The sequence below is a fragment of the Nocardia sp. NPDC003693 genome (genome assembly GCF_053981095.1).
The window spans coordinates 1-24,442 of sequence record NZ_JBSFNO010000033.1 but is presented as its reverse complement, the minus strand read 5'-3'; the positions used below and the strand labels follow the sequence as shown (position 1 = coordinate 24,442).

The 24,442-nt window shown below is 68.3% G+C and carries 27 protein-coding genes; 22 read left to right on the top strand and 5 right to left on the bottom strand.

Translation table 11 applies throughout. The features are described from left to right. Positions 1 to 54: 54 nt before the first annotated feature. Together ACWDOP_RS29170 and ACWDOP_RS29165 are read right to left on the bottom strand one after the other, a co-directional pair. Complete coding sequence (locus ACWDOP_RS29170) at positions 55 to 303, bottom strand: hypothetical protein (protein WP_454200392.1); 249 nt, start codon at positions 301 to 303, stop codon at positions 55 to 57. Positions 304 to 737: 434 nt separating this feature from the next. Then, complete coding sequence (locus tag ACWDOP_RS29165; protein ID WP_456347593.1) at positions 738 to 1,076, bottom strand: hypothetical protein; 339 nt, start codon at positions 1,074 to 1,076, stop codon at positions 738 to 740. Positions 1,077 to 1,292: 216 nt separating this feature from the next. Between ACWDOP_RS29165 and ACWDOP_RS29160 the strand changes: the two genes are divergently transcribed. The 4 genes from ACWDOP_RS29160 to ACWDOP_RS29145 all read left to right on the top strand — a co-directional run bounded on the left by ACWDOP_RS29160 (position 1,293) and on the right by ACWDOP_RS29145 (position 5,028). Beyond that, positions 1,293 to 2,126 (top strand): thioesterase family protein, encoded by an 834-nt coding sequence (locus ACWDOP_RS29160; RefSeq protein WP_456347592.1) that lies wholly within the window; start codon positions 1,293 to 1,295, stop codon positions 2,124 to 2,126. A gap of 43 nt (positions 2,127 to 2,169) precedes the next feature. Continuing rightward, positions 2,170 to 2,847 (top strand): PAS and ANTAR domain-containing protein, encoded by a 678-nt coding sequence (locus ACWDOP_RS29155; RefSeq protein WP_456347647.1) that lies wholly within the window; start codon positions 2,170 to 2,172, stop codon positions 2,845 to 2,847. 209 nt (positions 2,848 to 3,056) lie between these two features. Then, a complete protein-coding gene (locus ACWDOP_RS29150) occupies positions 3,057 to 3,491 on the top strand; it encodes an ATP-binding protein (protein ID WP_456347591.1) in 435 nt (144 codons plus the stop codon). A 127-nt stretch (positions 3,492 to 3,618) separates the two neighbouring features. After that, positions 3,619 to 5,028, top strand: a complete 1,410-nt coding sequence (locus ACWDOP_RS29145; protein WP_456347590.1) for a lipase family protein — start codon at positions 3,619 to 3,621, stop codon at positions 5,026 to 5,028. 173 nt (positions 5,029 to 5,201) lie between these two features. Here the strand turns inward: ACWDOP_RS29145 and ACWDOP_RS29140 are convergent, their stop codons facing one another. Then, entirely contained in the window at positions 5,202 to 6,752 is a 1,551-nt protein-coding gene (locus ACWDOP_RS29140; RefSeq protein WP_456347589.1) for an acyl-CoA carboxylase subunit beta, read from the bottom strand. Positions 6,753 to 6,935: 183 nt separating this feature from the next. Between ACWDOP_RS29140 and ACWDOP_RS29135 the strand changes: the two genes are divergently transcribed. From ACWDOP_RS29135 to ACWDOP_RS29125, 3 genes are all read left to right on the top strand, one after another. Then, entirely contained in the window at positions 6,936 to 8,303 is a 1,368-nt protein-coding gene (locus ACWDOP_RS29135; protein WP_454200595.1) for an ABC1 kinase family protein, read from the top strand. A 98-nt stretch (positions 8,304 to 8,401) separates the two neighbouring features. After that, positions 8,402 to 9,625: an alkane 1-monooxygenase gene (locus tag ACWDOP_RS29130; RefSeq protein WP_456347588.1), complete on the top strand. Its 1,224-nt coding sequence runs from the start codon at positions 8,402 to 8,404 to the stop codon at positions 9,623 to 9,625. Then, entirely contained in the window at positions 9,625 to 9,795 is a 171-nt protein-coding gene (locus ACWDOP_RS29125) for a rubredoxin (RefSeq protein WP_454200399.1), read from the top strand. Before ACWDOP_RS29130 ends, ACWDOP_RS29125 begins: the two co-directional genes overlap by 1 nt. A 17-nt stretch (positions 9,796 to 9,812) precedes the next feature. Here the strand turns inward: ACWDOP_RS29125 and ACWDOP_RS29120 are convergent, their stop codons facing one another. Continuing rightward, positions 9,813 to 10,421 carry a TetR family transcriptional regulator gene (locus ACWDOP_RS29120; RefSeq protein WP_456347587.1) on the bottom strand — a complete coding sequence of 203 codons (609 nt, stop codon included), beginning with the start codon at positions 10,419 to 10,421 and terminating at the stop codon, positions 9,813 to 9,815. Positions 10,422 to 10,531: 110 nt separating this feature from the next. Here ACWDOP_RS29120 and ACWDOP_RS29115 point away from each other — a divergent pair, with 110 nt between their 5' ends. The 15 genes from ACWDOP_RS29115 to ACWDOP_RS29045 all read left to right on the top strand — a co-directional run bounded on the left by ACWDOP_RS29115 (position 10,532) and on the right by ACWDOP_RS29045 (position 23,433). Next, on the top strand, positions 10,532 to 11,755 hold the full coding sequence (locus ACWDOP_RS29115) for an alkane 1-monooxygenase (RefSeq protein WP_456347586.1): 1,224 nt from the start codon (positions 10,532 to 10,534) through the stop codon (positions 11,753 to 11,755). Beyond that, positions 11,755 to 11,946, top strand: a complete 192-nt coding sequence (locus tag ACWDOP_RS29110) for a rubredoxin (RefSeq protein WP_454200402.1) — start codon at positions 11,755 to 11,757, stop codon at positions 11,944 to 11,946. Before ACWDOP_RS29115 ends, ACWDOP_RS29110 begins: the two co-directional genes overlap by 1 nt. Continuing rightward, positions 11,936 to 12,121, top strand: a complete 186-nt coding sequence (locus tag ACWDOP_RS29105; protein ID WP_454200403.1) for a rubredoxin — start codon at positions 11,936 to 11,938, stop codon at positions 12,119 to 12,121. The genes ACWDOP_RS29110 and ACWDOP_RS29105 overlap by 11 nt, the downstream gene beginning before the upstream one ends. Then, a complete protein-coding gene (locus ACWDOP_RS29100; protein WP_456347585.1) occupies positions 12,118 to 13,347 on the top strand; it encodes an NAD(P)/FAD-dependent oxidoreductase in 1,230 nt (409 codons plus the stop codon). Before ACWDOP_RS29105 ends, ACWDOP_RS29100 begins: the two co-directional genes overlap by 4 nt. Before the next feature lie 261 nt (positions 13,348 to 13,608). After that, the gene (locus ACWDOP_RS29095) at positions 13,609 to 14,439 is read left to right on the top strand and encodes an MlaE family ABC transporter permease (RefSeq protein ID WP_456347584.1); all 831 of its coding nucleotides are present in this window, start codon (positions 13,609 to 13,611) and stop codon (positions 14,437 to 14,439) included. Then, the gene (locus ACWDOP_RS29090; RefSeq protein ID WP_456347583.1) at positions 14,439 to 15,308 is read left to right on the top strand and encodes an MlaE family ABC transporter permease; all 870 of its coding nucleotides are present in this window, start codon (positions 14,439 to 14,441) and stop codon (positions 15,306 to 15,308) included. Before ACWDOP_RS29095 ends, ACWDOP_RS29090 begins: the two co-directional genes overlap by 1 nt. A gap of 3 nt (positions 15,309 to 15,311) precedes the next feature. Next, positions 15,312 to 16,340 carry an MlaD family protein gene (locus ACWDOP_RS29085; RefSeq protein WP_456347582.1) on the top strand — a complete coding sequence of 343 codons (1,029 nt, stop codon included), beginning with the start codon at positions 15,312 to 15,314 and terminating at the stop codon, positions 16,338 to 16,340. Further along, positions 16,337 to 17,344: an MCE family protein gene (locus ACWDOP_RS29080; protein WP_456347581.1), complete on the top strand. Its 1,008-nt coding sequence runs from the start codon at positions 16,337 to 16,339 to the stop codon at positions 17,342 to 17,344. The genes ACWDOP_RS29085 and ACWDOP_RS29080 overlap by 4 nt, the downstream gene beginning before the upstream one ends. Then, a complete protein-coding gene (locus tag ACWDOP_RS29075; protein ID WP_456347580.1) occupies positions 17,341 to 18,354 on the top strand; it encodes an MlaD family protein in 1,014 nt (337 codons plus the stop codon). The genes ACWDOP_RS29080 and ACWDOP_RS29075 overlap by 4 nt, the downstream gene beginning before the upstream one ends. Beyond that, positions 18,354 to 19,274: an MCE family protein gene (locus ACWDOP_RS29070; RefSeq protein WP_456347579.1), complete on the top strand. Its 921-nt coding sequence runs from the start codon at positions 18,354 to 18,356 to the stop codon at positions 19,272 to 19,274. The genes ACWDOP_RS29075 and ACWDOP_RS29070 overlap by 1 nt, the downstream gene beginning before the upstream one ends. Continuing rightward, positions 19,271 to 20,278 carry an MlaD family protein gene (locus ACWDOP_RS29065; protein WP_456347578.1) on the top strand — a complete coding sequence of 336 codons (1,008 nt, stop codon included), beginning with the start codon at positions 19,271 to 19,273 and terminating at the stop codon, positions 20,276 to 20,278. Before ACWDOP_RS29070 ends, ACWDOP_RS29065 begins: the two co-directional genes overlap by 4 nt. Then, a complete protein-coding gene (locus ACWDOP_RS29060) occupies positions 20,275 to 21,225 on the top strand; it encodes an MlaD family protein (protein WP_456347577.1) in 951 nt (316 codons plus the stop codon). The genes ACWDOP_RS29065 and ACWDOP_RS29060 overlap by 4 nt, the downstream gene beginning before the upstream one ends. Positions 21,226 to 21,239: 14 nt before the next feature. Next, positions 21,240 to 22,160 carry a hypothetical protein gene (locus ACWDOP_RS29055; protein ID WP_456347576.1) on the top strand — a complete coding sequence of 307 codons (921 nt, stop codon included), beginning with the start codon at positions 21,240 to 21,242 and terminating at the stop codon, positions 22,158 to 22,160. An 8-nt stretch (positions 22,161 to 22,168) separates the two neighbouring features. Beyond that, complete coding sequence (locus ACWDOP_RS29050; RefSeq protein ID WP_454200414.1) at positions 22,169 to 22,801, top strand: TetR/AcrR family transcriptional regulator; 633 nt, start codon at positions 22,169 to 22,171, stop codon at positions 22,799 to 22,801. Further along, entirely contained in the window at positions 22,798 to 23,433 is a 636-nt protein-coding gene (locus ACWDOP_RS29045) for a TetR/AcrR family transcriptional regulator (protein WP_456347575.1), read from the top strand. The genes ACWDOP_RS29050 and ACWDOP_RS29045 overlap by 4 nt, the downstream gene beginning before the upstream one ends. Positions 23,434 to 23,450: 17 nt before the next feature. On the opposite strand, the gene ACWDOP_RS29040 is transcribed toward ACWDOP_RS29045, so the two are convergent. Then, on the bottom strand, positions 23,451 to 24,230 hold the full coding sequence (locus ACWDOP_RS29040) for an SDR family NAD(P)-dependent oxidoreductase (protein ID WP_456347574.1): 780 nt from the start codon (positions 24,228 to 24,230) through the stop codon (positions 23,451 to 23,453). Positions 24,231 to 24,442 lie beyond the last annotated feature (212 nt).

The window sequence follows — 24,442 nt, the reverse complement described above, 5'->3', positions numbered from 1 at the left end:
ATGCTGGCGGGGCCCCTCGCGGGGCCCCGGTCAGGCCGTGCAGTGCAGTTCAGATCACTGCCTGATGAAACTGGACGCGATGCGCCAGAACGCGTCGCGCTGCAAGGAATGCAGATCCCAGTCGTTCACCATCGCGTGCGCGGTGGTGACTATTCGGTCGATATCGAAATCGTACCGAGTGGCCGCTCCGGTGGATTCGACCTGCCCGATTACGAATGCGGTCGCCGTCTCGCGTGAATAGGTGTGCGCCGGCTGATTCCTTTCGGCGAACCCGAGTCGGCTGAGGTTGATTGGCTGGTTCATTAGAACGCCCCTGATGCCAAGCCGTCGGCAAACCTGTGGCGCGGAATCGCCGGTGATTTACCGTTCGGCTCCCTGGTTATCCCCTACGGTGCCTTACACCCCGAGTCTATGACCGTGCTCCGCGCAGATGCAAGTACATCTGCAACCTCGAATTCGCAGGTCCGGCAACGATTTCGGGATGCCAAGAGTTTGCGCTGCGAGCCCGCCGGGAGTGCCCGGATGGTGCGGTCAGGAGTATTTCTGAACGAAAATACTGGTCAGATCAGACTTTTTCGCCGGTGATTCGAGATCGACATCCGGCACGTCGATGAACTGGAGGGATTCTGGTCCCCGCCAACGGGATTGCACACCGATGCGAAGATGTTTCCCGGCTCGAAAATTGTTTGTCCCGAGCCGGTTCCGGAGGTCGAAGCGGGACGCCGCGGCGCCCCTTCCTACTCGTCGCCGGGCTCCGGCCGGACCGCCCTGCCGTGTTCGGTCACCAGCAGGACGATTCCCGCCCCGAGGAACACCACGGCCGCCACCGCGCCCACGAGCACTCCGTCCGACCAGCCGTGGCCCGCGGCGGTCGCCGTGAGCGCCGCGGCGATGAGGGCCAGGGCGGTGAGGGCCAGGCCGGGCAGCGTCCGCACTTCGGCAAGGGGCACCGCCGGGGAAGTGCGGGCGCCGCGATCGGATTCGATGAACCGGTGTCCGGCCCGCGCGGCGCCGTGTCCGGCCTGCGCGGTGCGATTCAGCCTGCGGGAAGTGCCGAGGGGTGCGGGCTGCATCATCACTGACCTCTTCTCCGCCCCGGACCTCAGGGCCGATGGCATGTGGTTACCCGGGCCCGTCGAGCGCTAATCACCGGACCTGCCGGACGGTTTGGTCCGCGCTGTGGGAAATGCCACCGGCCGGCGCCGGGTCTTTGTATTGAAACGGGTTCTAGCTGTGTGTTAGGTCTGGGAGCAGTGATTCGATCAGCTGTACTGGACAGGACAGGTGGACCCGTGGTGGACGTCCCGGCGTATTTCGATGTGGTGGGCGACGGCTTCGAGCCGACCCGGTTCGCGGCCAGTCAGTGGAGCGCCGCGCAGATCGTCGGCCCCGCGCTGTGCGGGCTCATGGCCCGGCAGCTCGAACTCGAACACGCCACCGACGGATTCACCCCGGTGCGCCTGACGGTGGACATGTTCAGCGCCGCCCGCTTCGAACACACCGTGCTGCCCACCGTGCGGGTGCGCGACGGCAACCGCATCCGGGTCGCCGACGTGAACGTCATGCAGAACGGCACGATCGCCGCCCGCGCCTCGGCGGTGCTGTTGCGGCCCTCCGAACAGCCCGTGGGCGAGCTGTGGCACCGCGAGCGTGAACCGGTGCCCCCGACGCTCGAACTCGCGCCCACGAGCCCGGAACCCAAGATCCCGCTCTTCAGCAGCGCCGCGACCCAGGACGACTGGTCCTCGGTGCCGACCCAGCACGAGAACAACGCGCGGAAGCGCACCTGGCAGAACCCGATTCGGGTGGTGACCGGCGAAGAGCTCTCCCCGTTCCAGCGGGTCGCGCTCGTCGCCGAGGCGACCAGCATGATGACCAACTGGGGTGACGGCGGCATCGGCTTCATCAATACCGATATGACGCTGGCGATCGCGCGCATGCCGCAGGGCTACGAGATCGGCGTCGAGGCCGACAGTCACTTCAGCGAGCGCGGTATGGCCGTCGGTGTGGCGACCCTGTTCGATCGCCTCGGCTCGTTCGGGAACTGCATGGTCACCTCGGTGTCCAACGCGGGCCGGCAGATCAGCAGCGCCCAGCTGGACGCGGTGATGGCCTCGCGCATCTGATCCACGCCCGGGCGAGCGGCCGGCAGCGGATACTCGGGTGGTGATGCTCGACGGTGAGACTTCCGAACAGGGCCCTGGGCTCGATGAGGTGATCGGCTCGGGCCGGCCGCAGGCGGTCGGCAGCTTCCGGTTCTGGTCCGCCGAACAGCGGTGGGAGTGGTCCGACGAGGTGGCCGCCATGCACGGCTACGCGCCCGGCACGGTGCAGCCGACCACCCAGTTGCTGCTCACCCACAAACACCCCGACGATCGAGCGCTGTTCGCCAGCTCGCTGGCCCGGTCGGTGGAGAGCGGGGAGCCGTTCTGCAGCCGGCATCGCATCGTGGACACGGCCGGGGCGGTGCACCACGTCCTCGTCGTGGGCGATCACATGCTCGACGAGGACAACCGGGTCGCCGGCACCTCGGGGTACTACATCGATGTCACCGACACCCTGGCCGAGCACCGGCAGGAGACGCTGGACGACACCCTGCCCGAGCTGTACCAGGCCCGGGCGGTCATCGAACAGGCCAAGGGCGCGCTCATGCTCGTCTACGGCATCAGCGCCGAGCAGGCCTTCCGGGTGCTGACCTGGCGTTCTCAGGAGACCAACACGAAACTTCGCACGCTGTCGGGACATCTGGTCGCCGGATTCGCCGAACTGGGCGGAACGACCGTGCAGCTGCGCAGCAGGTTCGATCACCTGCTGCTCACCGTGCACACGCGGTTCGACGCGGAATGAGACGGCGGTACGCGGGTTTCGGCGCGACCGCCGGGGGTACGTCGGTCAATGACACGTGCCGGGCGCTCGGATCCGCCGGCAGACCGCGCGATCGACATCCGTCAGGCGAGTGAGTGTTCGAGAATATGCATCAGGCGAATGGATCGAACAATGGCCGGGCGCGGCGCGTTCCATCGGCACGGCGCGGCGGCGGACGGGCGGAGCGGCGTATGCGGGATGGGACCTCTCGATCGGCGGCCGCGGCGGATGTGATCGGCGTGCGCGTCCCCGCCGAACTGGCGCAGCTGACCATGCTGCGCGCGCTGGCCGAAACAGTGGCTCTGATAGGCGATTTCGCCCTCGACGAGGTGACCGACATCCGGGTCGCGCTGGACGAGGTGGCCACCGCGCTGATCCTGGGCTCGGTACCGAGCGGCGTGATCGAGTGCGACTTCGCCTACGACGACAACCGCATGCGGATCCGGGTGGGAACCGTGGTGGCCGAACCGGACGCCCTCGACGAGGGCGGCTTCGGCTGGCACGTGCTGAAGACCCTCACCGAGACCATCGGTGTGCGCACCGAATCCTTCGACGTGGTCGCCGGAGGCTTCCCGACGGTGGTGGAATTCAGCCGCCGCCGCGGGGAATACGAGGATCGGGACTGATCCGCGGCGCCGGTTCGGCACGGACCGGTCTCGATGCCGCGTCGAACGGACTACGTCGAATACCCCACGGAGAGCGGCGGTTTAAGGTTGCGGTTACCGCCGAGTTCTGGATCGCCTGGGGGTTGCCGTGCCGCGTTCTTCGTCGAGAATCGCCCTGGGTCTGTCCCGAATCCTCGCCGCCGCACTGCTGCTCGGCTGCGTCGCCGGAACCGCGAACGCCGAGCCGCCGGTCCCGGGCGGGCCCGCCGAGGTGAACGGCTTCGGCTTCGACCCGCTGCCCGCGGTGCAGCAGTGGATCGACGCCGTCCTGCCCGCGCCCGCGCTGCCGGCGGCCCCGGACACCCCGCTGGTCGACGGCGACTCTCTCACACCGGAATTGGCGGCGCTGCGCGCGGCGACCATGCCCACGCCCGTCGGTGACGCCTTCCTGGACGAGTGGCCCGCGGAGTTGGACGGGCTGGCGCCCGGACAGGTCGTCGCGTCGCGCGACGTGAGCGCGGTCGGCGCCCTCACGCTGCTGACGCCCGTGCGGCAGGTCGTGCAGTTCAAGTACCGCACCACCGACGCACATGGCGCGGCCTCCTACGCGGTGGCCTCGCTGGCGATCCCGGCGGGGGAGTGGACCGGGTCCGGCGGGCGGCCGGTGCTGGTGAACAACCTGCCCATCAACGCACTGGGTCGCGCGTGCAATCCGAGTTACACCCTGGCGCACGGTATTTCGCTCAACACCAATCTGACCGAGTATCTGCCCCCGACCACCCAGCTGGCCCTGCTGCGCGGGTACGCGGTCCTGCTGCCCGATCACGAGGGCCCGCGGATGGCCTACGCGGAGCCGTACGTGGCCGGGCACGCCATCCTGGACGGCATCCGGGCGGTGCGCGGGGCGCTGCCGAACGAGTTCGGCGACAGCCGTTTCGGGATGGTCGGCTACTCCGGCGGCGCGATCGCCACCAAGGGCGCGGTCAAACTCCTGGCGGAGTACGCGCCCGAACTCACCGACGTGGTGGCGGGCGCGGCGCTGGGCGGGGTGCCCGCCGACTACGAGTTGCTCGCGCGCAGCATGAACGCGAATCTGGCCTCGGGCATCTTCATGGCCGCGACCTTCGCCGTCGGCCGCGAACGCCCGGACATCCTGGCCCGCATGAACAATCTGGCGCGCTGGGTGACGACCTCGTTCGTCAAGGACTGGTGCGTGGACACGTTCGCGCTGCCCGGGGTGCTGCACCTGCCCATCGACGTCGCCGCGAACTTCCCCGATCCACTGCACAGTCCCTTCGCGCAGGAGATCTACCGCGTCACGCGCATGGCGGGCCGGGCGTCGCCCGTGCCGCTGTACATCTACCACGGCGCGCAGGAGTTCTGGGTGCCCGAGCAGGGCGCGCGGGACCTCTACGACGAACAGTGCGCGCTCGGCGCGCGGGCGGTGTACCGCAGCGTGTTCGGCGAGCACATCATCGCGGCGGCGGTGGGGTACCCGGAGTCGCTGCTGTGGCTGGACGAACGCCTGCGCGGTGTACCCGCGCCGAACGAATGCTGAAGCGCCCCTTGGTGATAGTGCTGCGCAGGGGTGTGCTCGAACACCTCGCGCGGCGAACCGCCGGCCGAAGGTGAACCCGCGCACCGGCTCTGCGGGCCCCATGACGCGATCAGGTCCCCGGTCGGATCGACCGGGGACCTGATCGCGAGGTCACACGCCCTGCCGGGCGCCTCTCACATGGGGAACAGGTTGTGCTTGCGCGGGTTGTGCTTGCGCACGGCGCCCTTGTCGCGCAGCAGCTTGAGCGCCTTGCGGATCTCGAGCCGGGTGGTGGACGGTTCGATGACCGCGTCGATGTAGCCGCGCTCGGCCGCGGTCCACGGGGTGGCGACGGTGGCGTTGTAGAAGTCGATCATGTTCTGCCGCACCGCCTCCCGCTGATCCTCGGGGGTCGCCTCGAGGGTGCGCTTGCCGACGATCGGGATCATGGACTCCGCGCCCATGACCGCCAGGCGCGCGGTCGGCCAGGCCAGGGCCACGTCGGCGCCGAGCTGCTTGCAGCCCATGACCGCGAAACCGCCGCCGTACGCCTTGCGGGTCACGATGGTCACGATCGGCACGGTGGCCTCGATCAGCGCGCGGAACATGCGGCCGCCGCGCTTGATGACGTGGTTGCGCTCCTCGTCCACGCCCGGCAGCACGCCCGGGGTGTCGACGACGTAGATCAACGGCAGGTTGTAGGCGTCGCAGAGCCGGATGAAGTGCGCGGCCTTGTCCGAGCACGCGGCGTCGAGCGCGCCGCCGAGCACCAGCGGCTGGTTGGCCAGCACGCCGACCGGACGCCCGTCGACGCGGGCGAACCCGGTGATCAGGTTCTCCGAGGTCTTCGCGCCGATCTCGTGGAAGTGGCCGTCGTCGAAGATGCGCAGCAGGATCTCGTGCATGTCGTAGCCGACCTTGTCGGCGTCGGGCATGAAGGTGTCCAGCTCGCGGTCGGTGGCGGTGAGCTCGGGCTCGAGGCCGGGGTTCACCACGGGCGCCGGCTCGACACAGCTGGTCGGCAGGTAGCTCAGGTATTCGCGGACCCACGCGAAGGCGCCGGCCTCGTCCTTGGCGACGTGGTGGACGGTGCCGTTCTTCTCGAGCGCGCGGGCGCCGCCGAGCTCCTCGGCGGTCACCGAGGAACCGGTGACGGCCTTGATGACCTCGGGACCGGTGACGAACATGTACGAGTCCTCGGTCGCGACCAGGACATCCATGTTGATCGGGCCGTACACCGAGCCCGCCGCGCACTTGCCGAACATGACCGCGATGGTCGGCACGAAGCCGGACAGGTCGTCCAGCGGACGGCACATGTTCGCGTACCAGGCCAGGGAGGCGACGCCGTCCTGGATGCGCGCGCCGCCGGAGTCGTTGATGCAGATCACGGGGCAGGCGTTGTTGTAGGCGAAGTCCATCGCGGCCCGCACGCGGCGGCCGAAGACCTCGCTGACCGAACCGCCGTACACCGAGGGGTCGTGGGAGATCACCACGACCGGGCGGCCGTCGATGTAGCCGCGGCCGGTGACCACGCCGTCGCCGTAGTAGGCGTCGGGCTTGCCGGGCTGGCGCATGAGCGCGCCCATCTCGACGAAGGTTCCCGGGTCCAGCAGCATGTGCACCCGTTCTCGGGCGCTGGGGATGCCCTTGGCGAGCCGCTTGGCAATGCCCTTCTCACCGGAAGGTTCCTCGGCGATCTCGAGCAGTTTGCGCAGTTCCGCCAGCTTTTCCGCTGTACCCGTCATTACTTCGGTCTTGCCTTTCCGCCTTCATCAGTCGAGCCGGATCGCGGCCCGACCATGCACGGTACCCCGCCTCCCCCCTCCCTAACCACCGAACGATCACCGAACGCCTCGGTAACGTGTGCCGGGCACCACAGCGGGGTTCGCGAAACAATCAGCGATACACTGCGGCCCGTGAGCTCACCCATGACTGTGCGGGCCGGTACGCCCGAGGTGGTTCGGCCCGATCTCAACACGTTCGGGTTCTCCGAGATGCGGCGTACCGCGATCGTGGGCGCGGTGCTCGGGGGCGCGGTCACCCGCAGCGTGCTGCGCGGCGGGTTGCGCCGGACCAAGCGTAAGCGCGCGGTCGCCGACGGTGTGGTGAACGGCTTCGAATCGCTCGGCCCGATGTTCGTCAAACTGGGTCAGCTCATCGCCTCCTCGCCCGGCGCCTTCCCGCGCGAGCTGGCCGACGCCTGCCTGCGCTGCCTGGACGACATGGCGCCGTTCCCCTCCGCGGATGCCCGCGCGATCATCGAATCCGAGCTGGGCAAGCCCATTTCCGAGCTCTTCCGATCCTTCGACGACGAGCCGCTCTCGGCGGCTTCGATCGCCCAGGTGCACGCCTGTGTGCTGGCCGACGGCCGTCCGGCCGTGGTCAAGGTGCAGCGCCCGGAGATCGCACGCCGCATGATTGTGGATCTGCGCGCGGCGATGAAGCTGGCGAAGACGCTGGAGAAGCGTTCGGAGAACGCCCGGGTCGCCAACACCCAGGCGGTGGTGCGCGATTTGTACGAGGCCACCGTGGCCGAGCTGAACTTCCTCATCGAGGCCGACAACCAGACCCGGGCCCGGCACAACCTGACCGTCTTCGGTGACAACACCAATGTCGTTGTCCCCGAGGTGTATTGGGAGTACACCGCGCCCCGCGTGCTGTGCATGGAACGCATGCGCGGCATGCCCCTGGACCGGTTCGACGACATTCGCGCGGCGCACCCGGACTCCGAGCTGCTCATCCGCCGCCTGGTGAAGGCGTGGATGGAGAGCGTCGCGGTGCACGGGCTGTTCCACGGTGACGTGCACGCGGGCAATCTCTGGCTGCTCGACGACGGCCGGGTGGCCATGCTCGACTTCGGCATCGTCGGCCGCATGGAGACCGAGTGGCGCGAGTTCGTGCGCGCCCTGTTCTACGCCAGCGCCATCGACAACGACTTCCGCCCGGTGGCCCGCGCCCTGCGCAAGCTCGACATGGTCGCGGACGACAGCGGCGACGACGCGACGATCGGCCGCCAGCTCGCGGTGGCCCTGGGCCCGGTCCTGAACGGCAGCCTGGACAAGCTCGACCTCGGCGTCGTGGCCGCCCGTCTGCTCGAGTTCGGCAAGCGCCGCGGCGCCGCGGGCCCCGAACAGCTCATTCTCATGGGCAAGCAGCTCGGCTACTTCGAGCGCTACGCCGTGGCCCTGGCCCCCGGCTGGAAGCTCGGGCGCGACCTGTTCCTGTTCCGCAACGTCTTCCCCGACGAGGTGGCCGCCAAGCTCGCCGAGTCCGGCGCCGAGCTCCCGGCGAACTGACGCCCGGCGCACCGGCGAGGTAACTGGACGATTGTCCGGCGGAAACGGGCGTCGCTGAATACACTGCGCCAGCAGTTGTATTCGAGGAAAGATCGACAATGACGACGTCTCGTACCGAGGAGTCGCGGGAGACGGCGCCGCCGCGGTGGCGCGATCGCAACCGCTACTTCTGGTTGTTCGGGCTGGTGCCGCCGACCGCCGTGTTCCTGGCCACCGGCCTGGTGTGGGTGTTCGGGCTGCTGGGCTGGCAGGCCGCGGCGCCGGTGTGGTGGTGGATCGGGCCGCTGCTGGTCTACACGTTGTTGCCGGCGATGGACCGGCTGTTCCTGCCCGATCTGGAGAACCCGCCCGAGGACGCGATGGCGTGGCTCGAGCAGGATCGGTACTACCGCTACTGCGTGTACGCCTACATCCCGTGCCAGCTGCTGAGCCTGGTCTACGGCTGCTACCTGTGGACCGCGTCCGAGCTGTCCTGGCTCGGGCTCGACGCCGGGCTCGGCCCGGTGTCCAAGCTCGGGCTCGCGCTGACCGTCGGGGTCATGGGCGGGGTCGGCATCAACACCGCGCACGAGCTCGGGCACAAGAAGACCGAGCTCGAGCGCTGGCTGTCGAAGATCACGCTGGCCCAGACGTTCTACGGGCACTTCTACATCGAGCACAATCGCGGCCATCACGTGCGCGTGGCGACGCCCGAGGACCCCGCCAGCGCGCGTTTCGGCGAATCGCTGTGGATGTTCCTGCCGCGCAGCGTGTGGGGGAGCCTGCGTTCGTCCTGGGCGCTCGAGAAGGCGCGTTTCCGGCGAATGGACAAGGGGCCGTGGACGATCCGCAACGACGTGCTCAATGCCTGGCTGATGTCGGCGGTGCTGTGGGGCGCGCTGATCGGCGTCTTCGGCCCGAAGACGCTGCCGTTCCTGCTGATTCAGGGCGTGTACGGCTTCGCGCTGCTAGAGACCGTCAACTACATCGAGCACTACGGCCTGCTGCGTCAGCGCACCGCGCGCGGGCGCTACGAGCGCTGCACGGCCGCGCACAGCTGGAACTCGAACCATATCGCGACCAATATCGTGCTCTACCACCTGCAGAGGCACAGTGACCATCACGCCAACCCCACCCGCCGCTACCAGACCCTGCGCACGGTGGACGGTGCGCCGAACCTGCCCGCCGGCTATCCGAGCATGATCGGGCTGGCCTACTTCCCGCCGCTGTGGCGCCGGGTGATGGATCACCGGGTGCTCACCCACTACGACGGCGACATCACCCGTGCGAACATTCAGCCCGGCAAGCGCGAGCGGGTCCTGGCGAAGTACGGGGTGCGGTGATGGCCGCCTTCCGCTGCCCGGTGTGCGACTACGTCTACGACGAGGCGCGCGGCGCGCCCCGCGAGGGCTTCCCGGCGGGCACGCCCTGGTCGCAGGTGCCCGAGGACTGGTGCTGCCCGGACTGCGGCGTGCGCGAACAGATCGACTTCGAGCCGGTTCCAGGCACCTAGCACCGCGCGCGGCGCGACTACTCCAGCACCGTCGCGAATGCCCCCGCGACCACGGAGTGAATCTGCCCCACGGCCCGGTCGATCGGCCCGGTGGGCTGGAACAGGTGGCTCAGGGCAAGGCGCACAAGGGTTTCGGTGATCGCCGCCAGATCGTCGTCGGTGACCTCGGTGAGGGTGTACTGCGCGCGGATCATGAGCGTGACGGCCGTGATCGCCCGGCCGAGCACGGGTTCGGTCTCGGTCATCAGCACCGGCAGCAGCGCGGTGTCCGGGCCCGTCCGGCCCGCGAGCGCTGCCTTGAGCAGGGTGTTGTCCGCGCCCGTGCGCAGCGTGAACTCGACCGCCGCGCGAATGCCGAGCACCACGTCGCCGGGCTGCTCGGCCAGGCACCGCGCGATGCCGGCCAGGAAGGTGTCCACCTCCTGGCTGATGACCACCTCGGCCAGCTCGTGTTTGTTGGCGAACTCCTTGTACAGGACCGGGCGGCTGACCCCGACCTCCTTGGCCAGGCGGGACATGTTCACCGCGCCCCAGCCCTCGGCGACCACGATGCGCCGGCCGGTGTCGATGATCCGTTCGCGCAGGAGCTTGCGCATGTCGCTCTGAAAGTTCGGGGCTGCGGCCACGCGCTGATCGTACATGGGCCCTCGATCCGTCTCGTTCATTGACATTTTCAAGACGAGTGTATCTACTGGATACACTTCGTGAAGAAGTGTAAATGTCTAGGAGATCGACAATGACGACGTCTCGTACCGGGGAGGCTCGCGAAGTCGTGCCGCCGCAGTGGCATGACCGCAAGCGCTACCTCTGGCTCTTCGGCCTGGTCGCACCGACCGCCGTATTCCTCACGACCGGGTTCGTGTGGGTGTTCAATCAGCTCGGCTGGCAGGCCGTGTCCCCGGTGTGGTGGTGGATCGGCCCGCTGCTGGTCTACGTGCTGCTGCCGATCCTGGACCGCTTCTTCGGTCCGGACGGGCAGAACCCGCCGGACGAGGTCATGGAGTGGCTCGAGAACGACAGGTACTACCGCTACTGCGTGTACGCCTACATCCCGTTCCAGCTGCTGAGCCTGATCTACGCCTGCTACCTGTGGACCGCCACGGATCTGTCCTGGCTGGGCGTGGACGGCGGGCTGAGCCTGATCTCCAAGTTCGGCCTGGCGCTGAGCATCGGCGTGGTCGGCGGCGTCGGCATCAACACCGCGCACGAACTCGGCCACAAGAAGGAGGAGCTCGAGCGCTGGCTCTCGAAGGTCACGCTGGCCCAGACGTTCTACGGGCACTTCTACATCGAGCACAACCGCGGTCATCACGTCCGCGTCGCGACCCCGGAGGATCCGGCCAGTTCCCGCTTCGGCGAATCGTTCTGGACCTTCCTGCCGCGCAGCGTGTGGGGCAGCTTGCGCTCGTCCTGGGGGCTCGAGGCCACCCGGCTGCGGCGACTGGGCAAGAACCCGTGGACGATTCACAACGACGTGCTCAACGCCTGGCTGATGTCGGTCGTGCTGTGGGGCGCGCTGGCCGTGGCCTTCGGCCCGATGGTGCTGCCGTTCCTGGTGATTCAGGGTGTCTACGGTTTCGCGCTGCTCGAGACGGTGAACTACCTCGAGCACTACGGACTGCTGCGCCAGCGCACCGCGAGCGGCCGCTACGAGCGCTGCACCCCCTCGCACAGCTGGAACTCCGATCACATCGTGACCAACATCTTCCTGTACCACCTGCAGCGGCACAGCGATCACCACGCCAATCCCACTCGGCGCTACCAGATCCTGCGCAGCATGGACGGCGCGCCCAATCTGCCCAGCGGTTACGCCAGCATGATCGGCCTGGCCTACTTCCCGCCGCTGTGGCGCAAGGTGATGGACCACCGCGTGCTGAACCACTACGCGGGCGACATCACGCGCGTGAACATCCAGCCCGCCAAGCGCGAGCGCGTGCTGGCGAAGTACGGGGTGCGCTGATGGCCGCCTACACCTGCCCGGTCTGCGACTACGTCTACGACGAGGCCGCCGGCGCGCCCCGGGAAGGCTTCCCCGCCGGCACCCCGTGGTCGGCGATCCCGGACGACTGGTGCTGCCCCGACTGCGGTGTCCGCGAGAAGCTCGACTTCGAATCCACCTCCGCGAGTACAGGACCCGGCCATGAGCACTGACTACAAACTCTTCCGCTGCCTGGTGTGCGGCTTCGAATACGACGAGGCCCTGGGCTGGCCGGAGGACGGCATCGAGCCCGGCACCCGCTGGGCCGACATCCCCGAGGACTGGTCCTGCCCGGATTGCGGTGCGGCCAAGGCCGATTTCGAGATGGTGGAGGTCAGCCGCTCGTGACGAACGGCCGCATTGTCATCGTGGGCACCGGCGTCGCGGGCGCCACCGCGGCCCGCACCCTGCGCACCGCCGGGTACAAGGGCGCGATCGTGCTGATCGGCGCGGAGGCCGACCTGCCCTACCGGCGGCCCATGGTGTCCAAGGAGATGCTCGCGGGCACCGCGGTCGAGCGGCGAACCCTGTTGGAGCCCAGCGAGTTCTGGCAGTCGCGCGACATCGAGGTGCGCACCGGCGCCACCGTGGTGAGCATCGAGCCCGAGCGGGCGCGGGTACTGCTCGACGACGGCGCCGAGCTCGGCTACGACAGCCTGCTGCTGGCCACCGGTGCGCGCCCGCGCGCACTGCCCGGCTCCGGGGACGGGGTGCACACCCTGCGCGGGCGGGCCGACATCGGGGCCGTGCGCGCCGCGATCGACGCGGGTTCGCTGCTGATCGTCGGTGCGGGCCTGATCGGCTGCGAGGTCGCCGCCACCGCGACGACACTGGGCGCGCGGGTGACGATGCTCGACGCCGGGGCCGCTCCGCTGGACCGGATCGCGCCGCCGGTGATCGGTGAGTTCGTGCGGAATCTGCACGCCGGCAACGGCGTCGATATCCACGGCGGGGTGTTGCTGACCGATATCGAGCGGACCGCGCCCGACACGGTGACCGCCACCGCCGAGGACGGCCGCGCCTGGAACGCGCGCGCGGCACTGGTTGCTATCGGTGCCGTTCCGAACATCGCGCTCGCCGCCGCGGCCGGCATCGCGGTCGCGGACGGCATCCTGGTCGACGAGCGCTACCGCACCAGCGCGCCGGGGGTCTTCGCCGCGGGCGACGCCGCCGCCCGGCTCGATCTCGACACCGGCGTGCACCGTCGTGACGAACACTGGAACAGCGCGCAGGCCCAGGGCGCGGCGGCGGCCGCCGCGATGCTCGGCACCGCGCCCGAGACGGCCGAGGTCTCCTGGGGCTGGTCCACGCAGTACGGCGTGAACATCCAGTTCGCGGGCCGGATCGAGCCGTCGGACGAGTTGGTCGTGCGCGGCGTGCCGGGTACGCCCGACCTCACCGTGCTGGGCGTGCGCGAGGGCAGGCTCGCCGGTGCGGTGGCGGTCGGTCGTCCCGCCGACATCCGTGCCGCCCGCGATCTGATCGCCCGGCGCGCGGTGCTCGATCCCGCGGTGTGCGCCGACGAGTCGGTGCTCTTGGCGTCGCTTGTCGATCTCGCCCGCAGCGTTAATTGAATCGCAAGCGAGCTAATAACTCGCAATAAGTGAAATACCGCCGAATCAATTATTTGATCGGCGGTATTTTCGATTGCCCGTGCATTGCTGAATGGCGTTGCGGGCCCGGTCGTCGGTAATGGGATTGGGCATTTTTCCCCCGAACCGGCCGGTCAGTCAAGCATTTGCACGAACCCCGTGAAGACTGACACGTCAGTCCGAAATCTGTATTACTGTTCGGCCGGTCGGCAACGACCAACAGGGGCAGTGGGGTGGTAAGCATTGGTCGACAAGGCTATTCGGGGGCCCGAACCGCTGGTGCGGCAGGCAATCGATTTCGTTCTCTCCGGGCTGCGCACATTCGGGCGCACCCTGCAATTGGCCGTGGCGGCCTTCCGCTACCTGATCACCGACACCATCGGTCTCAAACATCCGTGGCGCGACACCCTGCAGCAGGGCTGGTTCATCGTCAGCGTGACCGCGATTCCCGCTGTGCTGGTTGCCATTCCGTTCGGCGTCATCGTCGCGGTGCAGGTCGGTAGCCTCACCCAGCAGGTCGGCGCGAGTTCGGTCTCCGGCGCGGCGGGCGGACTCGGGGTGATCCGCCAGGGCGCGCCGATGGTCACCGCGCTGCTGCTGGGCGGCGCCGCCGGTTCGGCCATCGCCGCCGATCTCGGCGCGCGCACCATTCGCGACGAAGTGGACGCGCTGCGCACCATGGGCATCGACCCGGTGCGGCGGCTGGTCGCGCCCCGGCTGGCGGCCATGCTCGCGCTCACGCCGCTGCTGTGCATGCTGATCATCTTCATGGGCGTGTTCACCGGATACGTGATCGCCGTGGGCTTCCAGGGCGTCACGCCCGGCAGCTACCTCTCGGCCTTCTCGGCCTTCGCCAAGATGAGCGACCTGGGCGTGGCGATCGTGAAGTCGATTCTCTTCGGGGTCATCGTGCTCATCGTGTCCTGCCAGCGGGGGCTGGAGGCCACCCACGGTCCCAAGGGGGTCGCCAACGCCGTGAACGCCGCGGTGGTGATCGGCGTGATCGCGGCCTTCGGGGTGAATCTTGTTATCACCCAGCTGGTTTCGATGTTCCTACCGCAGCAGGTGGGCTGATGACGCAGGTTCCCGCCCGCTATCACGCCCTCGGTTCGGTGGGCCTGGTCGCCGAGCGCGGCGCGCAGGCGCCCATGTCGGTCCTCGAATCCCTCGGGCACCAGGCCACTTTCGTCTACGAGGTGCTGGCCGCGATCCCGCACACGCTGCGGGTGTACCGCCGCCAGACCATGCTCATCCTGTCCGACATCACCTGGGGCTCCGGGGCGATCATCGTGGGCGGCGGCACCGTCGCGGTGCTGGCGTTCCTGGGCATCGCGGTCGGCGGCTCCATCGGGGTGGAGGGTTTCACCGCGCTGAACATGGTCGGCATGGGACCGCTGACCGGGTTCGTCTCGGCCTACGCCAACACCCGGGAGATGGCGCCCATGGTGGCCGCCATCGGGTTCGCCGCCCAGGCGGGCTGCCGGATGACGGCCGAGATCGGGTCCATGCGCATCTCCGAGGAGATCGACGCGCTCGAGGCCATCGGCATCCGGCCCATGCCCTTCGTGGTGACCACCCGCGTCATCGCCGGCGTCATCACCATCGTGCCGCTGCACCTGCTCACGCTCATCCTGTCGTACCTGTCGTGCGCGACGGTCGTAAACGTGCTGCACGGGCAGTCCTCGGGCACCTACTACCACTACTTCAACGCCTTCCTGCAACCGGGAGACGTCGTGGCGTCGCTGATCAAGGCGACGATCTTCGTCATCGCCATCATCCTCATCCACGGCTACCAGGGCTTCTACGCCACCGGCGGGCCGGAGGGCGTGGGCCGGGCCTCGGGCCGGGCAATCCGCGCCAGCCTGGTGCTGGTGGTCATCCTGGACATGATCCTGACGATCGTGATCTGGGGCCTGGATGTCGGCATTCGGATCTCGGGGTGAGTCATGGGTGTTTTTCAGGATCATTCCGGCCGGGCCGCGGGCCCCTGGCTGCTGCGCCTGCGCGGGCTGGTGTTCGCGGTCGTCATCGTCGTGGTGGGGATCGTCGTGAGTTCCTACGCGCGTGGGTCTTTCGCCGATAGATTCGCCCTCACCATCGACGCGGCGACCCTCGGCGAGGGCCTGGCGCCCGGCGCGGAGGTGAAGTTCCGCGGCTACGCCATCGGCACGGTGCGCGAGGTGACCACGGTCGGCTACGGCCAGCAGCGCATCGAGATCGAGATCGAGCGGGATCAGGCCGGCGCGCTGACCGACGACGTGACCGCGCGGTTCACCTCCTCGAATGTGTTCGGCTCCAGCGCGATCGAACTCGTCGCGGGCAGCGGCGGCGGCCCGCTGGCGGAGAACTCGGTGCTGAGCATCGGGGAGAACGCCACCAACGCCACCGTGTCGGGGGTGTTCCGGCGTGCGGCCCGGCTCACCACGGTGCTCGATTCCGACACCGTCCGCAGGCTTTTCGATCTGCTGCTGGACAACGCGGACAGCCTGGGCCCGGCGCTGAAGTCCTTCTTCGAGACCGCCCGCATGCTCGCGGACAACCAGCGCGCGCCCCTGGGCCACTACCTCGCGATCGGCGGGGACATGACCGGCGCGTTCGCCGATCTGACCCCCTCGGTGGGGCACGCGATCCTGGCGGTGCTCGAACAGAGCGCCTACTTCGGCGACCCGGGCAACCGGGCCCGCACCAACACCGCCACCGACGGCATCGATCAGGCCGTGCTGATCGGGATCTCGGATCTGCTGGCGCGCAACAACCCCGACCTCGACCGGGTGCTGGGCGGCGTCCTGGACCTGGCGGTGCCGATCGCGGCGTCCGCGGGTTCGCTCGTCCCGGCGTACCACCGGGTCCCGGCCCTGCTGAACGCCATGGACGGCGCGTTCGAGCCGCGGGACGGGCGTATTCGGCTGCAGGTCGAGCTGATCGCGAAAACCATGCCGTACCTGGCCGATTCACTTCCGGAGGCCCCGCGGTGAACGACATCGTCAAATCCTCGATCAAACTCATGATCTTCGTGCTCGTCGTGGCGGGCTGCTCGGTCTTCATCGTCACCGCGCTGCGCACGCCGATCCCGGGCGAGAAGGTCACCTACGACGCGATTTTCACCGATGTGTCGGGCCTGTTCGCCGGTGATTCGGTGCGCATGTCCGGGGTCGCGGTGGGCAAGGTGGAGGCGGTCGAGCTCGACGGGCCCCGGGCCCGGGTGCGCTTCACCATCGATCGCCAACGCGCGGTCCACGACAACACCGAGGCCGCCGTGCGGTATCAGAACCTCATCGGGCAGCGGTACGTCGAACTGCTGACCGAGGGCCCGCCCGGCGCGACACTGCCCGCGGGGTCGACGATTCCGGTACAGCGCACCATCCCCAGCTTCGACGTGTCCAAGCTGTTCAACGGCTTCAAGCCGATGTTCGACACCCTGGATCCCGCGCAGCTCAACCAATTCGGCGACAACCTGCTCCGGGTCATCCAGGGCGACGGCTCCGGTATCGGACCGGTACTGGCCGACGTCGACAAGCTGACCGCGCACGCCCGCGACAGCGAGCAGGTCATCGTGCTGCTGATCCGCAACCTGGGCCTGGTCTCGCAGGAGCTGGGCGGCAAGTCGCAGGCGGTGGGCGATCTCGTGGCACAGCTGAGCGGCATCCTGCGGCAGTTCACCGATCGGACGCAGACCGTGCTCAGCGCCATCGATTCCGCGAAAGCCACTCTCACCCCGCTGATTCCGCTGCTGGAGGGCACGCGGGACGCCTACGACGCCGGCTACGGCCCGATCGACGGCCTGCTGCGCCGGCTGGTCCCGCAGACCGAGCAGCTGACCCAGCTGCTGGCGCTGACCCCGGCCCTGGTCACCGGGCTGAACGCGGCGATGCCCGGAACGGGCTATCAGCCGCGCATCACCTGCTCCAACGGCCCGGCCGCGTTGCCCGCGACCGCGGACATCATTCTCTCGACCCAGAACCTGGTGGTGTGCAAATGACGGCCGCGGTGCGGTACATCGGCGCGCTGGTGCGCGAGGTCCTGACGGGCCGCGGCGATCAGCCGACCCAATTACGCTGGGGCATAGCGGGTGTGGCGGTGTGCTCGGTGCTGCTGCTCACCGCCGCGGCGCTGTACGTCGTGCCCATCGGGCAGCGCACCTACGTCGCGGACTTCGCGGTCTCCGGTGGCGCCCGGGCCGGGGACGAGGTGCGCGTGGCGGGCATCAACGTCGGCAAGATCCGGGAGGTCGAACTCGCCGGTGATCACGTCGAGATCAGCTTCACGGTGAAATCCGATGTGCGCGTGGGCCACGAGTCCACCGCGGAGGTCAAGATGCTGACCCCGATCGGTGGTCACTACCTCGCCCTCGGCCTGGCGGGGGACAGGGACCTGGGGGACGGGCACATTCCCCGCGAGCGCACCGCGACCCCGTTCGAACTCAGTGACATCCTCGACAAGGGCACCCCGCTGTTCTCGAAGGTGGACACCGCGACGACGCGCGGCACGGTCGAGGAGCTGAACCGGGCACTGAACGATCAGCCCGACGCGCTGCGCGGGGTGATCACCAACGCCAACGAGCTGACCGGCCTGCTGGCCGAGCGCACCGGGCAACTCGACACCGCGCTGCGGGTCTCGGACGAATACGTCGCCGCCATCGCCGGCGACAAGGCGATCCTGGCCGACTTCGTGCGTCAGCTCGGGACGGTCGCCGACCGGCTCGGCAATCGCAAGGCGGACATCGTCGGGGTGTTCAACCTCGTCAAGCGGCTGCTGCTCATCATCAACCGGCCGGTCATGGCGTTCGGGGACACCCTCGAGCCGCCCATCACCGAGATCGAGCAGCTCTTCTCCAAGGTCTTCGACGACCCGAACCGCATCGACGTCGTCATCACCACCCTGCGCGATGTGATCGCCAGGCTGAACGGCCTGCTCGGCACGCAGGTGCAGGTGGACACACCCGCCGCGGGCGTACAGGTCTGCATTCCCTACGACGGCAAGGCGTGCTGATGAATCGGTTCCGAACCGCACTCGCCGCCGGGGTCGCCACCGCCGTGCTGGTGGCGACCGGCGTGGCCGGGGTGACCTGGGCCAAGACCGCGCGGGTGACCTCGCACAGCGTCTGCGCCGAATTCGCCGACACCGTCGGCCTGTACGAGGGCAACAGCGTGACCATGCTCGGCGTCGAGATCGGCACCGTGTCCGGGATCGAATCGCTGGGCAACCGCATGCGGGTCACCATGGACGTGCGCGGCGACGTGACCCTGCCGGCCGACATCGCCGCCGTCACGATGTCCAGCTCCATCGTGACCGATCGGCACGTGGAGCTGACGAAGCCGTTCACCGGCGGGCCGAGCTTCGATACCGCGCAGTGCATTCCGCTGGAGCGGACCAAGACGCCCATCGGCATCAGCGAGGCCCTGGACGCCATGGGCAGGCTGTCCGAGGACCTGACCGGCGGCAGGGCGGACGATACCCTGCTCGACGACACCCTCGTCGCGGCAGATCGCGCCATCGACGGCACCGGGCAGCAGTGGAATCAGTTGCTGCAGCGGCTGTCCGCGGTGGTCGGCGATCCGAACTCGCGCGACGTGGTGTTCCGGCGGCTCATCGACAATCTGGATCAACTGACGAGCATGTTCGTCACCAACTGGCCGGATATGGTTGCGGTACTGGACAATCTGCGGGCCGGTCTGCAGCTGATCGGCGAATTCTCCCAGGAATTCGCCGGGGCCGTGGACATCGCCGTGCAGTTCCTGCCGGTGCTCGCCCGCAATATCGGCAAGTACGATCAGCAGGTCTTCGACCTGCTCGACCAGGTGGTGCCGCAGCTGCACGATCTGATCGAGCAGCGCCGGGGCGACATCACCGATCTGCTGTCGCAGCTGCCGCCGCTGGCCGCGAATCTGCCGCAGGCGGGTGTGCGATGAGGCGAACGCTCACCCGGCTGGTCCCGGGTCTCACGGTCGCGGCGCTGGTGCTGAGCGGCTGCGGGGTCAAGGCCACCGACATCCCCATCCCCGGCACCTACATCAGCGGTGAAACCTACTCGGTGCGTATCGAATTCGGTTCGGTGCTGAACCTGCCCGATCGCGCGAAGGTGATCAACGAGGGCGTGGAGATCGGCATGCTCGATCACATCGACCTGGTCGGCACCACCGCCATCGCCACGGTCGACATCGAGGCCGGCGCCAAGCTGCCCGCGGCCACCACGGCCGAACTGCGCCAGAGCACGATCCTCGGCGACATCCACATCGCCCTGGAAGCGCCGAAGAACGCCCCGGCCACCTTCCTGTCCGACGGCGACCTCATCCCGGTGTCGCAGACCGTGCCTGCCACGAACGTGGAGGACATCCTGCGGGCGCTGTCCAACATCATCACCGGCGGGCGCTGGTCCGACATCCAGCAGCTGGTGACCGACGTGAACGCCGCGTTCCCCGCGGACCCCGCGGAACTGGATCGCGTCAACCGGGCCGGGCGAGCGGCGCTGAGCGACATGGCATCCCACACCGCCGAACTGGATCGCATTCTCGTGTCGGCGCAGCGGATCACCGGAAAACTGGAATCCGGTCGCGGGTCGGTGGACAGCATTCTCACCAACGGTCCCGCCCGGGCCGCGGGCCTGTCCGACGTGCTGTTCAACGTCGTCAAGCTGATCATCAGCGGCGGGGCGCTGGCGAGCAACCTGGGCACGCTGATCCAGCCCTACATCGGCGACTTCCGCTCGATCGTGGCGGTGCTCGCGCCGGCCGCGGTGACCATCGGATACTCCGACCTCACCCTCGCGGACAACCTGGAAACCTTCCGGGTACTGCTGCGGGACAAGCTGATTCCGTTCCTGAACGCCCCGGACGTACAGATCCGGGGGGTCGACACCGGGGCGCAGGCCGATCAACTCGTGACAACCCTGCGATCGCTCGGGATGGTGCCGTGAAACTCTCGCTCTCCGGGCCGGTCTCGCTGGCCCTGCTCACGGTGCTGACCCTGATCTGCGGCAGCTACATGGCCGTCGGGGTGCTGAACATGGACCCGCGCCGCGACACCAACACCGTGACGGTGCTGCTGGACACCTCGGGCGGGCTGATGAAGACCTCGGAGGTCACGCTCCGGGGCCTGCCGATCGGGCGGGTGCGCGACATCGGCGCGACCACACAGGGTTTGGCGGTCGAGGTCGAGTACGACGCGGACTACCGGATCCCCGCGGGGAGTCCGATTCGCATCGCCAACCTCTCCGCGGCGGGCGAGCAGTTCCTGGACTTCCGCCCCGAGGGCACCGCCGGGCCCTTCCTGCGCGACGGCGACACGGTGCCCCGGAGTCAGGTGCGCGCGGCCAGCACCGTGGGTGACGCGCTGGCCAAGATGGACGCGCTGACCGCGCAATTGGATCCGGCCCGCCTGGAACACCTGGCCACCACCGTCGCCACGGGTTTCGAGGGCCGCGACGCCGAGATCGCGAATCTCACCCAGGCGCTGGTGAGCACCGCGAACCTGCTGCGGGACAAGCGCGATGCCATCGCGCGCCTGTACGGCAACGTCCAGACCCTCGGCGATCGATTCGACGGCCGCGCACCGGGTTTGAGCGCCGCCGCGGGCGACGTGGACCGGGCGCTGCCGGAACTGCTGCACATCATCGCCGCGTTCGAGAACTACTCCCACGTCGGCGAACACATCTTCGACGACCCGATCGGCCCGCTGGTCACCCGGATCGACGAATACCTGCAACTGATCGGCCCCGACCTCGGGTTCATCGCCACCGCCCTGAAACCGTCCACCAGCGCGCTGAAACCGCTGCGCGTGGATGCCGGATCGATAGTCGATCTGCTGGCCACGGTTTTCCCGGGCGATGGCGCGGCCCACGTCGGCGTCGAGTTTCCGCGATAGACAGGAGCCGAGTCATGACCGCGAACGACAGGAAGCCGGGGGAGACCGGGGTGGATGCGGGAGAGGGTGTTACGGCCGGCGCGGCGGAGGAGCCGGCGCAGGCCGCACCCGGCGGTGCCGGGGCCGAGTCCGCTCGTAGTGCCTCCGGCGCGGCCGTGGCCGGGGATGCCCGGCCTGCCGCAGACGAGACTTGTGCGCTGGAGGGCGACGAAAATCCCGCACCCGCTTCGCACACTCCGTCGAGCACCGCGGAAGATGCTGTACCGCTGAAGAAGTCGACGGACGCGGCGGCGGCGGTCGCCGTGCCTTCGGTTCCCGGCGCGTCGAGTCCGGCGAAGGAGTCCGGGGAACCGGCAGATCCACCCCAGGCCCGGGCGGCGGTGTGGGGCAGGGTTTTCGCCGACCGTGCCCATGCGCTCGTCGCCGGGGCCGCCGTGCTGCTGGCCGTCGCCGCCGTGGTGCTCGGGGTCCTGTGGCGCGGGAGCGCGGCGGATCTGGACGCGTTGCGCACCAGCCAGTCCGACCGCGAGACCGCCGCCCGGGTGGCCTCGGACTACACCCTGCGCTCGCTGACCTACGACTACAAGAATCTGCCCGCGTTCTTCGCCGGCGTGCAGTCGGGCACGTCCGATGCCCTGCGGGCGCGCTACGACGAGGTACACGACACTCTCACCAAGATCATGACCGAAGCCCAGGTGGTGGCCACCGGGCAGGTCGCGGGAACGTCGGTGCGGGCCATGGACAATGACCAATTCGAAGTACTGGTCTACGCTACCCAGCGCACCAGCAATATTCAGCAGGCGGAACCGGTGACCAAGCCGAATCTGCTCGTGGTGACGGTCGCCGAGAGCGGCGGCGAATGGCTGGTCGTGAATTACGGGCCGAAGGACGCGGGGGACAAGGCCGAGGCAGGCAAGGAAGGAGCCGCGAAATAGCATCCCGAATGGGCAGGCCGCCACAGCGGGAGTTGCCGCTGCGGCGGCGCCGCGAGATCGTCGAAGCCGCCTACGAAGTGTTCACGGCGCAGGGCTACGAGGCCACCGCCATCTCCGAGGTCGCCGCCCGGGCCGGGATAGGCCAGGGCACGGTGTATCGCTACTTCGGCAGTAAGCGCGAAATCCTGGACCACGTCATTGATTTCAGCGTCGAGAAGGTGATGCAATCGGTGCAGCCGGAAACGCTGTTCGGCGTGGCGGAGAGCGTGGGCGAGCTGGTGGACGTGGTGCGGGGCGCGGTGGAGCGGGTGTACGAGCTCTACGAGCGCGAGCCGCAGCTGGTGCGGTTGCTGCTGGTGGAGGCCGGCGCGATCGACGAGGAGCTGGCACAGCGCCTCTTCGGCTTCGAGGGTTTCGTGGCGGCCCTGGTCACCGCCGAGCTCGAGCGCGGCATGGCCGCCGGCTGGATTCGCGCCGACATCGACGCCGAGGTGCTCTCGCACACGATCCTGTCCCTGGTCGGCCCCGGCCTGGTGCGCGAGTTGCACGGCAGCAGTACCCCTTTCACTCGTGAGCGCAGCACCGCCGGGGCGCTGTACATGCTGGAGAAGGTGCTTCGGGTCCGCCAGGCGGCGTCATGAGCGAGGACCCGCGCGGCACCCGCCGGGCCGCTCGCCTGGAACAGCGCCGGGCCGATCTGGTCACCGCCGCTTACGGTTTGGTGCTGGCGCGCGGCTTCCGCACCGTCAGCGTCGACGACATCGCGGTGGCGGCCGGCGTCAGCCACGGCACGTTCTACAACTATTTCGAGAACAAGCGCGAGATCCTCGACGCGGTTATCGATCACTGTTTCGGCCACATCCGCGAGCTGCTGCTCGGCCCCGAGGGTGACGACTTCCCGGACTCCCTGGCGGACTTCCGGACACGGTACGAGCGCGTCGTCGACCGCTGCTACGACCTGGTGGCCACCGAGCCCGGCCTGGTGAATTTCCTGCTCCTGGAAGCGTCTTCGATCGATGATCGGGTGATCGAGCGCTGCATCCACAACGCCGGGCGGTACGTGGAACAGGCGATCCAGCTGGTGAGTCACGGCATGAAACAGGGCTACCTGGATTCCCGCGTGGATGTGGATGTGGCGAGTGAGGTCCTGCTCTCGGTGCTGGTGTCGGCCCTGCTGTCCGCCCTGCGCGCCGGCGCGGACGGCCTGACCCAGCAGCGAGTTCGCGTGGAACTCACCGAGTTTCTGGCCACCGCACTCGGCGTGGAGCCCTAGCGCCGGGTGCTCGGCTCTCAGTGCACCGAGAATCCGCCGTCGACGCAGATGGATTGGCCTGTCACGTAGCCGGATCCATTGCCCGCCAAGAAGACCACCGCTCCGGCGAAGTCTTCCGCCAGGCCGTTGCGTCCCACGAACGTGCGCGCGGCCAGGGCCGCCACCCGCTGCGGGTCGGCGGACAGGTGCGCGTTCATCGCGGTCTCGACGAATCCCGGCACCAGGGTGTTGCAGGTGACGCCGTGGGGCGACCAGGCTTCGGCCTGCGAGCGTGTCAGTGATTCCAGTCCGCCCTTGGACACGCCGTAGGCGCCGCTGTTCACGAACGCCCGGTGGGCCTGCTGCGACGAGATATTGATGATCCGGCCGAATCCGCGCTCCGCCATGCGTGGTCCGAATCGTTGGCCGAGCAGAAAGGGTGCTTCCAGATTGACCGCCATGGTCCGGTCCCACACGTCCACCCCGACCTCGCCGAATGGGGGACGCAGGTTCACTCCCGCGCAGTTCACCAGGATGTCCGGTTCGCCGAATTTGCCGACGGCTTCCTCGGCTGCCGCCTCGACACCGGGTCGGGAACCAAGATCGGCTGCGACCCAAGTGGTTTCGCAGCCCGAGTTCCGCAACTCCTCGTCCGTATGGATCAGCCTTTCTCGATCGCGGGCCACGATCACCACTTTTGCCCCCGCTCGGGCCAGGGCCTCGCTGATACCGCGCCCGATCCCGGAATTTCCTCCGGTCACCACGGCGATGCGGCCTTGAAGCGAGAAAAGCCCGGCAAGATACTCGGATGTGGTCACGAGGTCACTGTAGTTTTGGACTTCGCGCACGGCCAATTTGGGTTCAGTGAATTGTCTGAATAGTGTTGTATGCCAATAGAATTGGGCTATTCATGCTTGCTATGAAGGAGTAGAATGGAGGCATGGATTCGGGAGAGGTACCCACGATCGCGACGAGTGCCAAAGCACTTGGCGCCGCGGTGGAGAACCTGCTCGAATTGCCGATGTACTCG

Coding starts and splice junctions, on each gene's coding strand:
- ACWDOP_RS29125 (WP_454200399.1), top strand. CDS start 9,625: ATGGCCGCCTTCCGCTGCCCGGTGTGCGACTACGTCTACGACGAGGCG.
- ACWDOP_RS29075 (WP_456347580.1), top strand. CDS start 17,341: ATGACGGCCGCGGTGCGGTACATCGGCGCGCTGGTGCGCGAGGTCCTG.
- ACWDOP_RS29155 (WP_456347647.1), top strand. CDS start 2,170: ATGCTCGACGGTGAGACTTCCGAACAGGGCCCTGGGCTCGATGAGGTG.
- ACWDOP_RS29165 (WP_456347593.1), bottom strand. CDS start 1,076: ATGATGCAGCCCGCACCCCTCGGCACTTCCCGCAGGCTGAATCGCACC.
- ACWDOP_RS29105 (WP_454200403.1), top strand. CDS start 11,936: ATGAGCACTGACTACAAACTCTTCCGCTGCCTGGTGTGCGGCTTCGAA.
- ACWDOP_RS29140 (WP_456347589.1), bottom strand. CDS start 6,752: ATGACGGGTACAGCGGAAAAGCTGGCGGAACTGCGCAAACTGCTCGAG.
- ACWDOP_RS29045 (WP_456347575.1), top strand. CDS start 22,798: ATGAGCGAGGACCCGCGCGGCACCCGCCGGGCCGCTCGCCTGGAACAG.
- ACWDOP_RS29065 (WP_456347578.1), top strand. CDS start 19,271: ATGAGGCGAACGCTCACCCGGCTGGTCCCGGGTCTCACGGTCGCGGCG.
- ACWDOP_RS29115 (WP_456347586.1), top strand. CDS start 10,532: ATGACGACGTCTCGTACCGGGGAGGCTCGCGAAGTCGTGCCGCCGCAG.
- ACWDOP_RS29170 (WP_454200392.1), bottom strand. CDS start 303: ATGAACCAGCCAATCAACCTCAGCCGACTCGGGTTCGCCGAAAGGAAT.
- ACWDOP_RS29085 (WP_456347582.1), top strand. CDS start 15,312: ATGGGTGTTTTTCAGGATCATTCCGGCCGGGCCGCGGGCCCCTGGCTG.
- ACWDOP_RS29135 (WP_454200595.1), top strand. CDS start 6,936: ATGACTGTGCGGGCCGGTACGCCCGAGGTGGTTCGGCCCGATCTCAAC.
- ACWDOP_RS29090 (WP_456347583.1), top strand. CDS start 14,439: ATGACGCAGGTTCCCGCCCGCTATCACGCCCTCGGTTCGGTGGGCCTG.
- ACWDOP_RS29150 (WP_456347591.1), top strand. CDS start 3,057: ATGCGGGATGGGACCTCTCGATCGGCGGCCGCGGCGGATGTGATCGGC.
- ACWDOP_RS29055 (WP_456347576.1), top strand. CDS start 21,240: ATGACCGCGAACGACAGGAAGCCGGGGGAGACCGGGGTGGATGCGGGA.
- ACWDOP_RS29130 (WP_456347588.1), top strand. CDS start 8,402: ATGACGACGTCTCGTACCGAGGAGTCGCGGGAGACGGCGCCGCCGCGG.
- ACWDOP_RS29050 (WP_454200414.1), top strand. CDS start 22,169: ATGGGCAGGCCGCCACAGCGGGAGTTGCCGCTGCGGCGGCGCCGCGAG.
- ACWDOP_RS29070 (WP_456347579.1), top strand. CDS start 18,354: ATGAATCGGTTCCGAACCGCACTCGCCGCCGGGGTCGCCACCGCCGTG.
- ACWDOP_RS29110 (WP_454200402.1), top strand. CDS start 11,755: ATGGCCGCCTACACCTGCCCGGTCTGCGACTACGTCTACGACGAGGCC.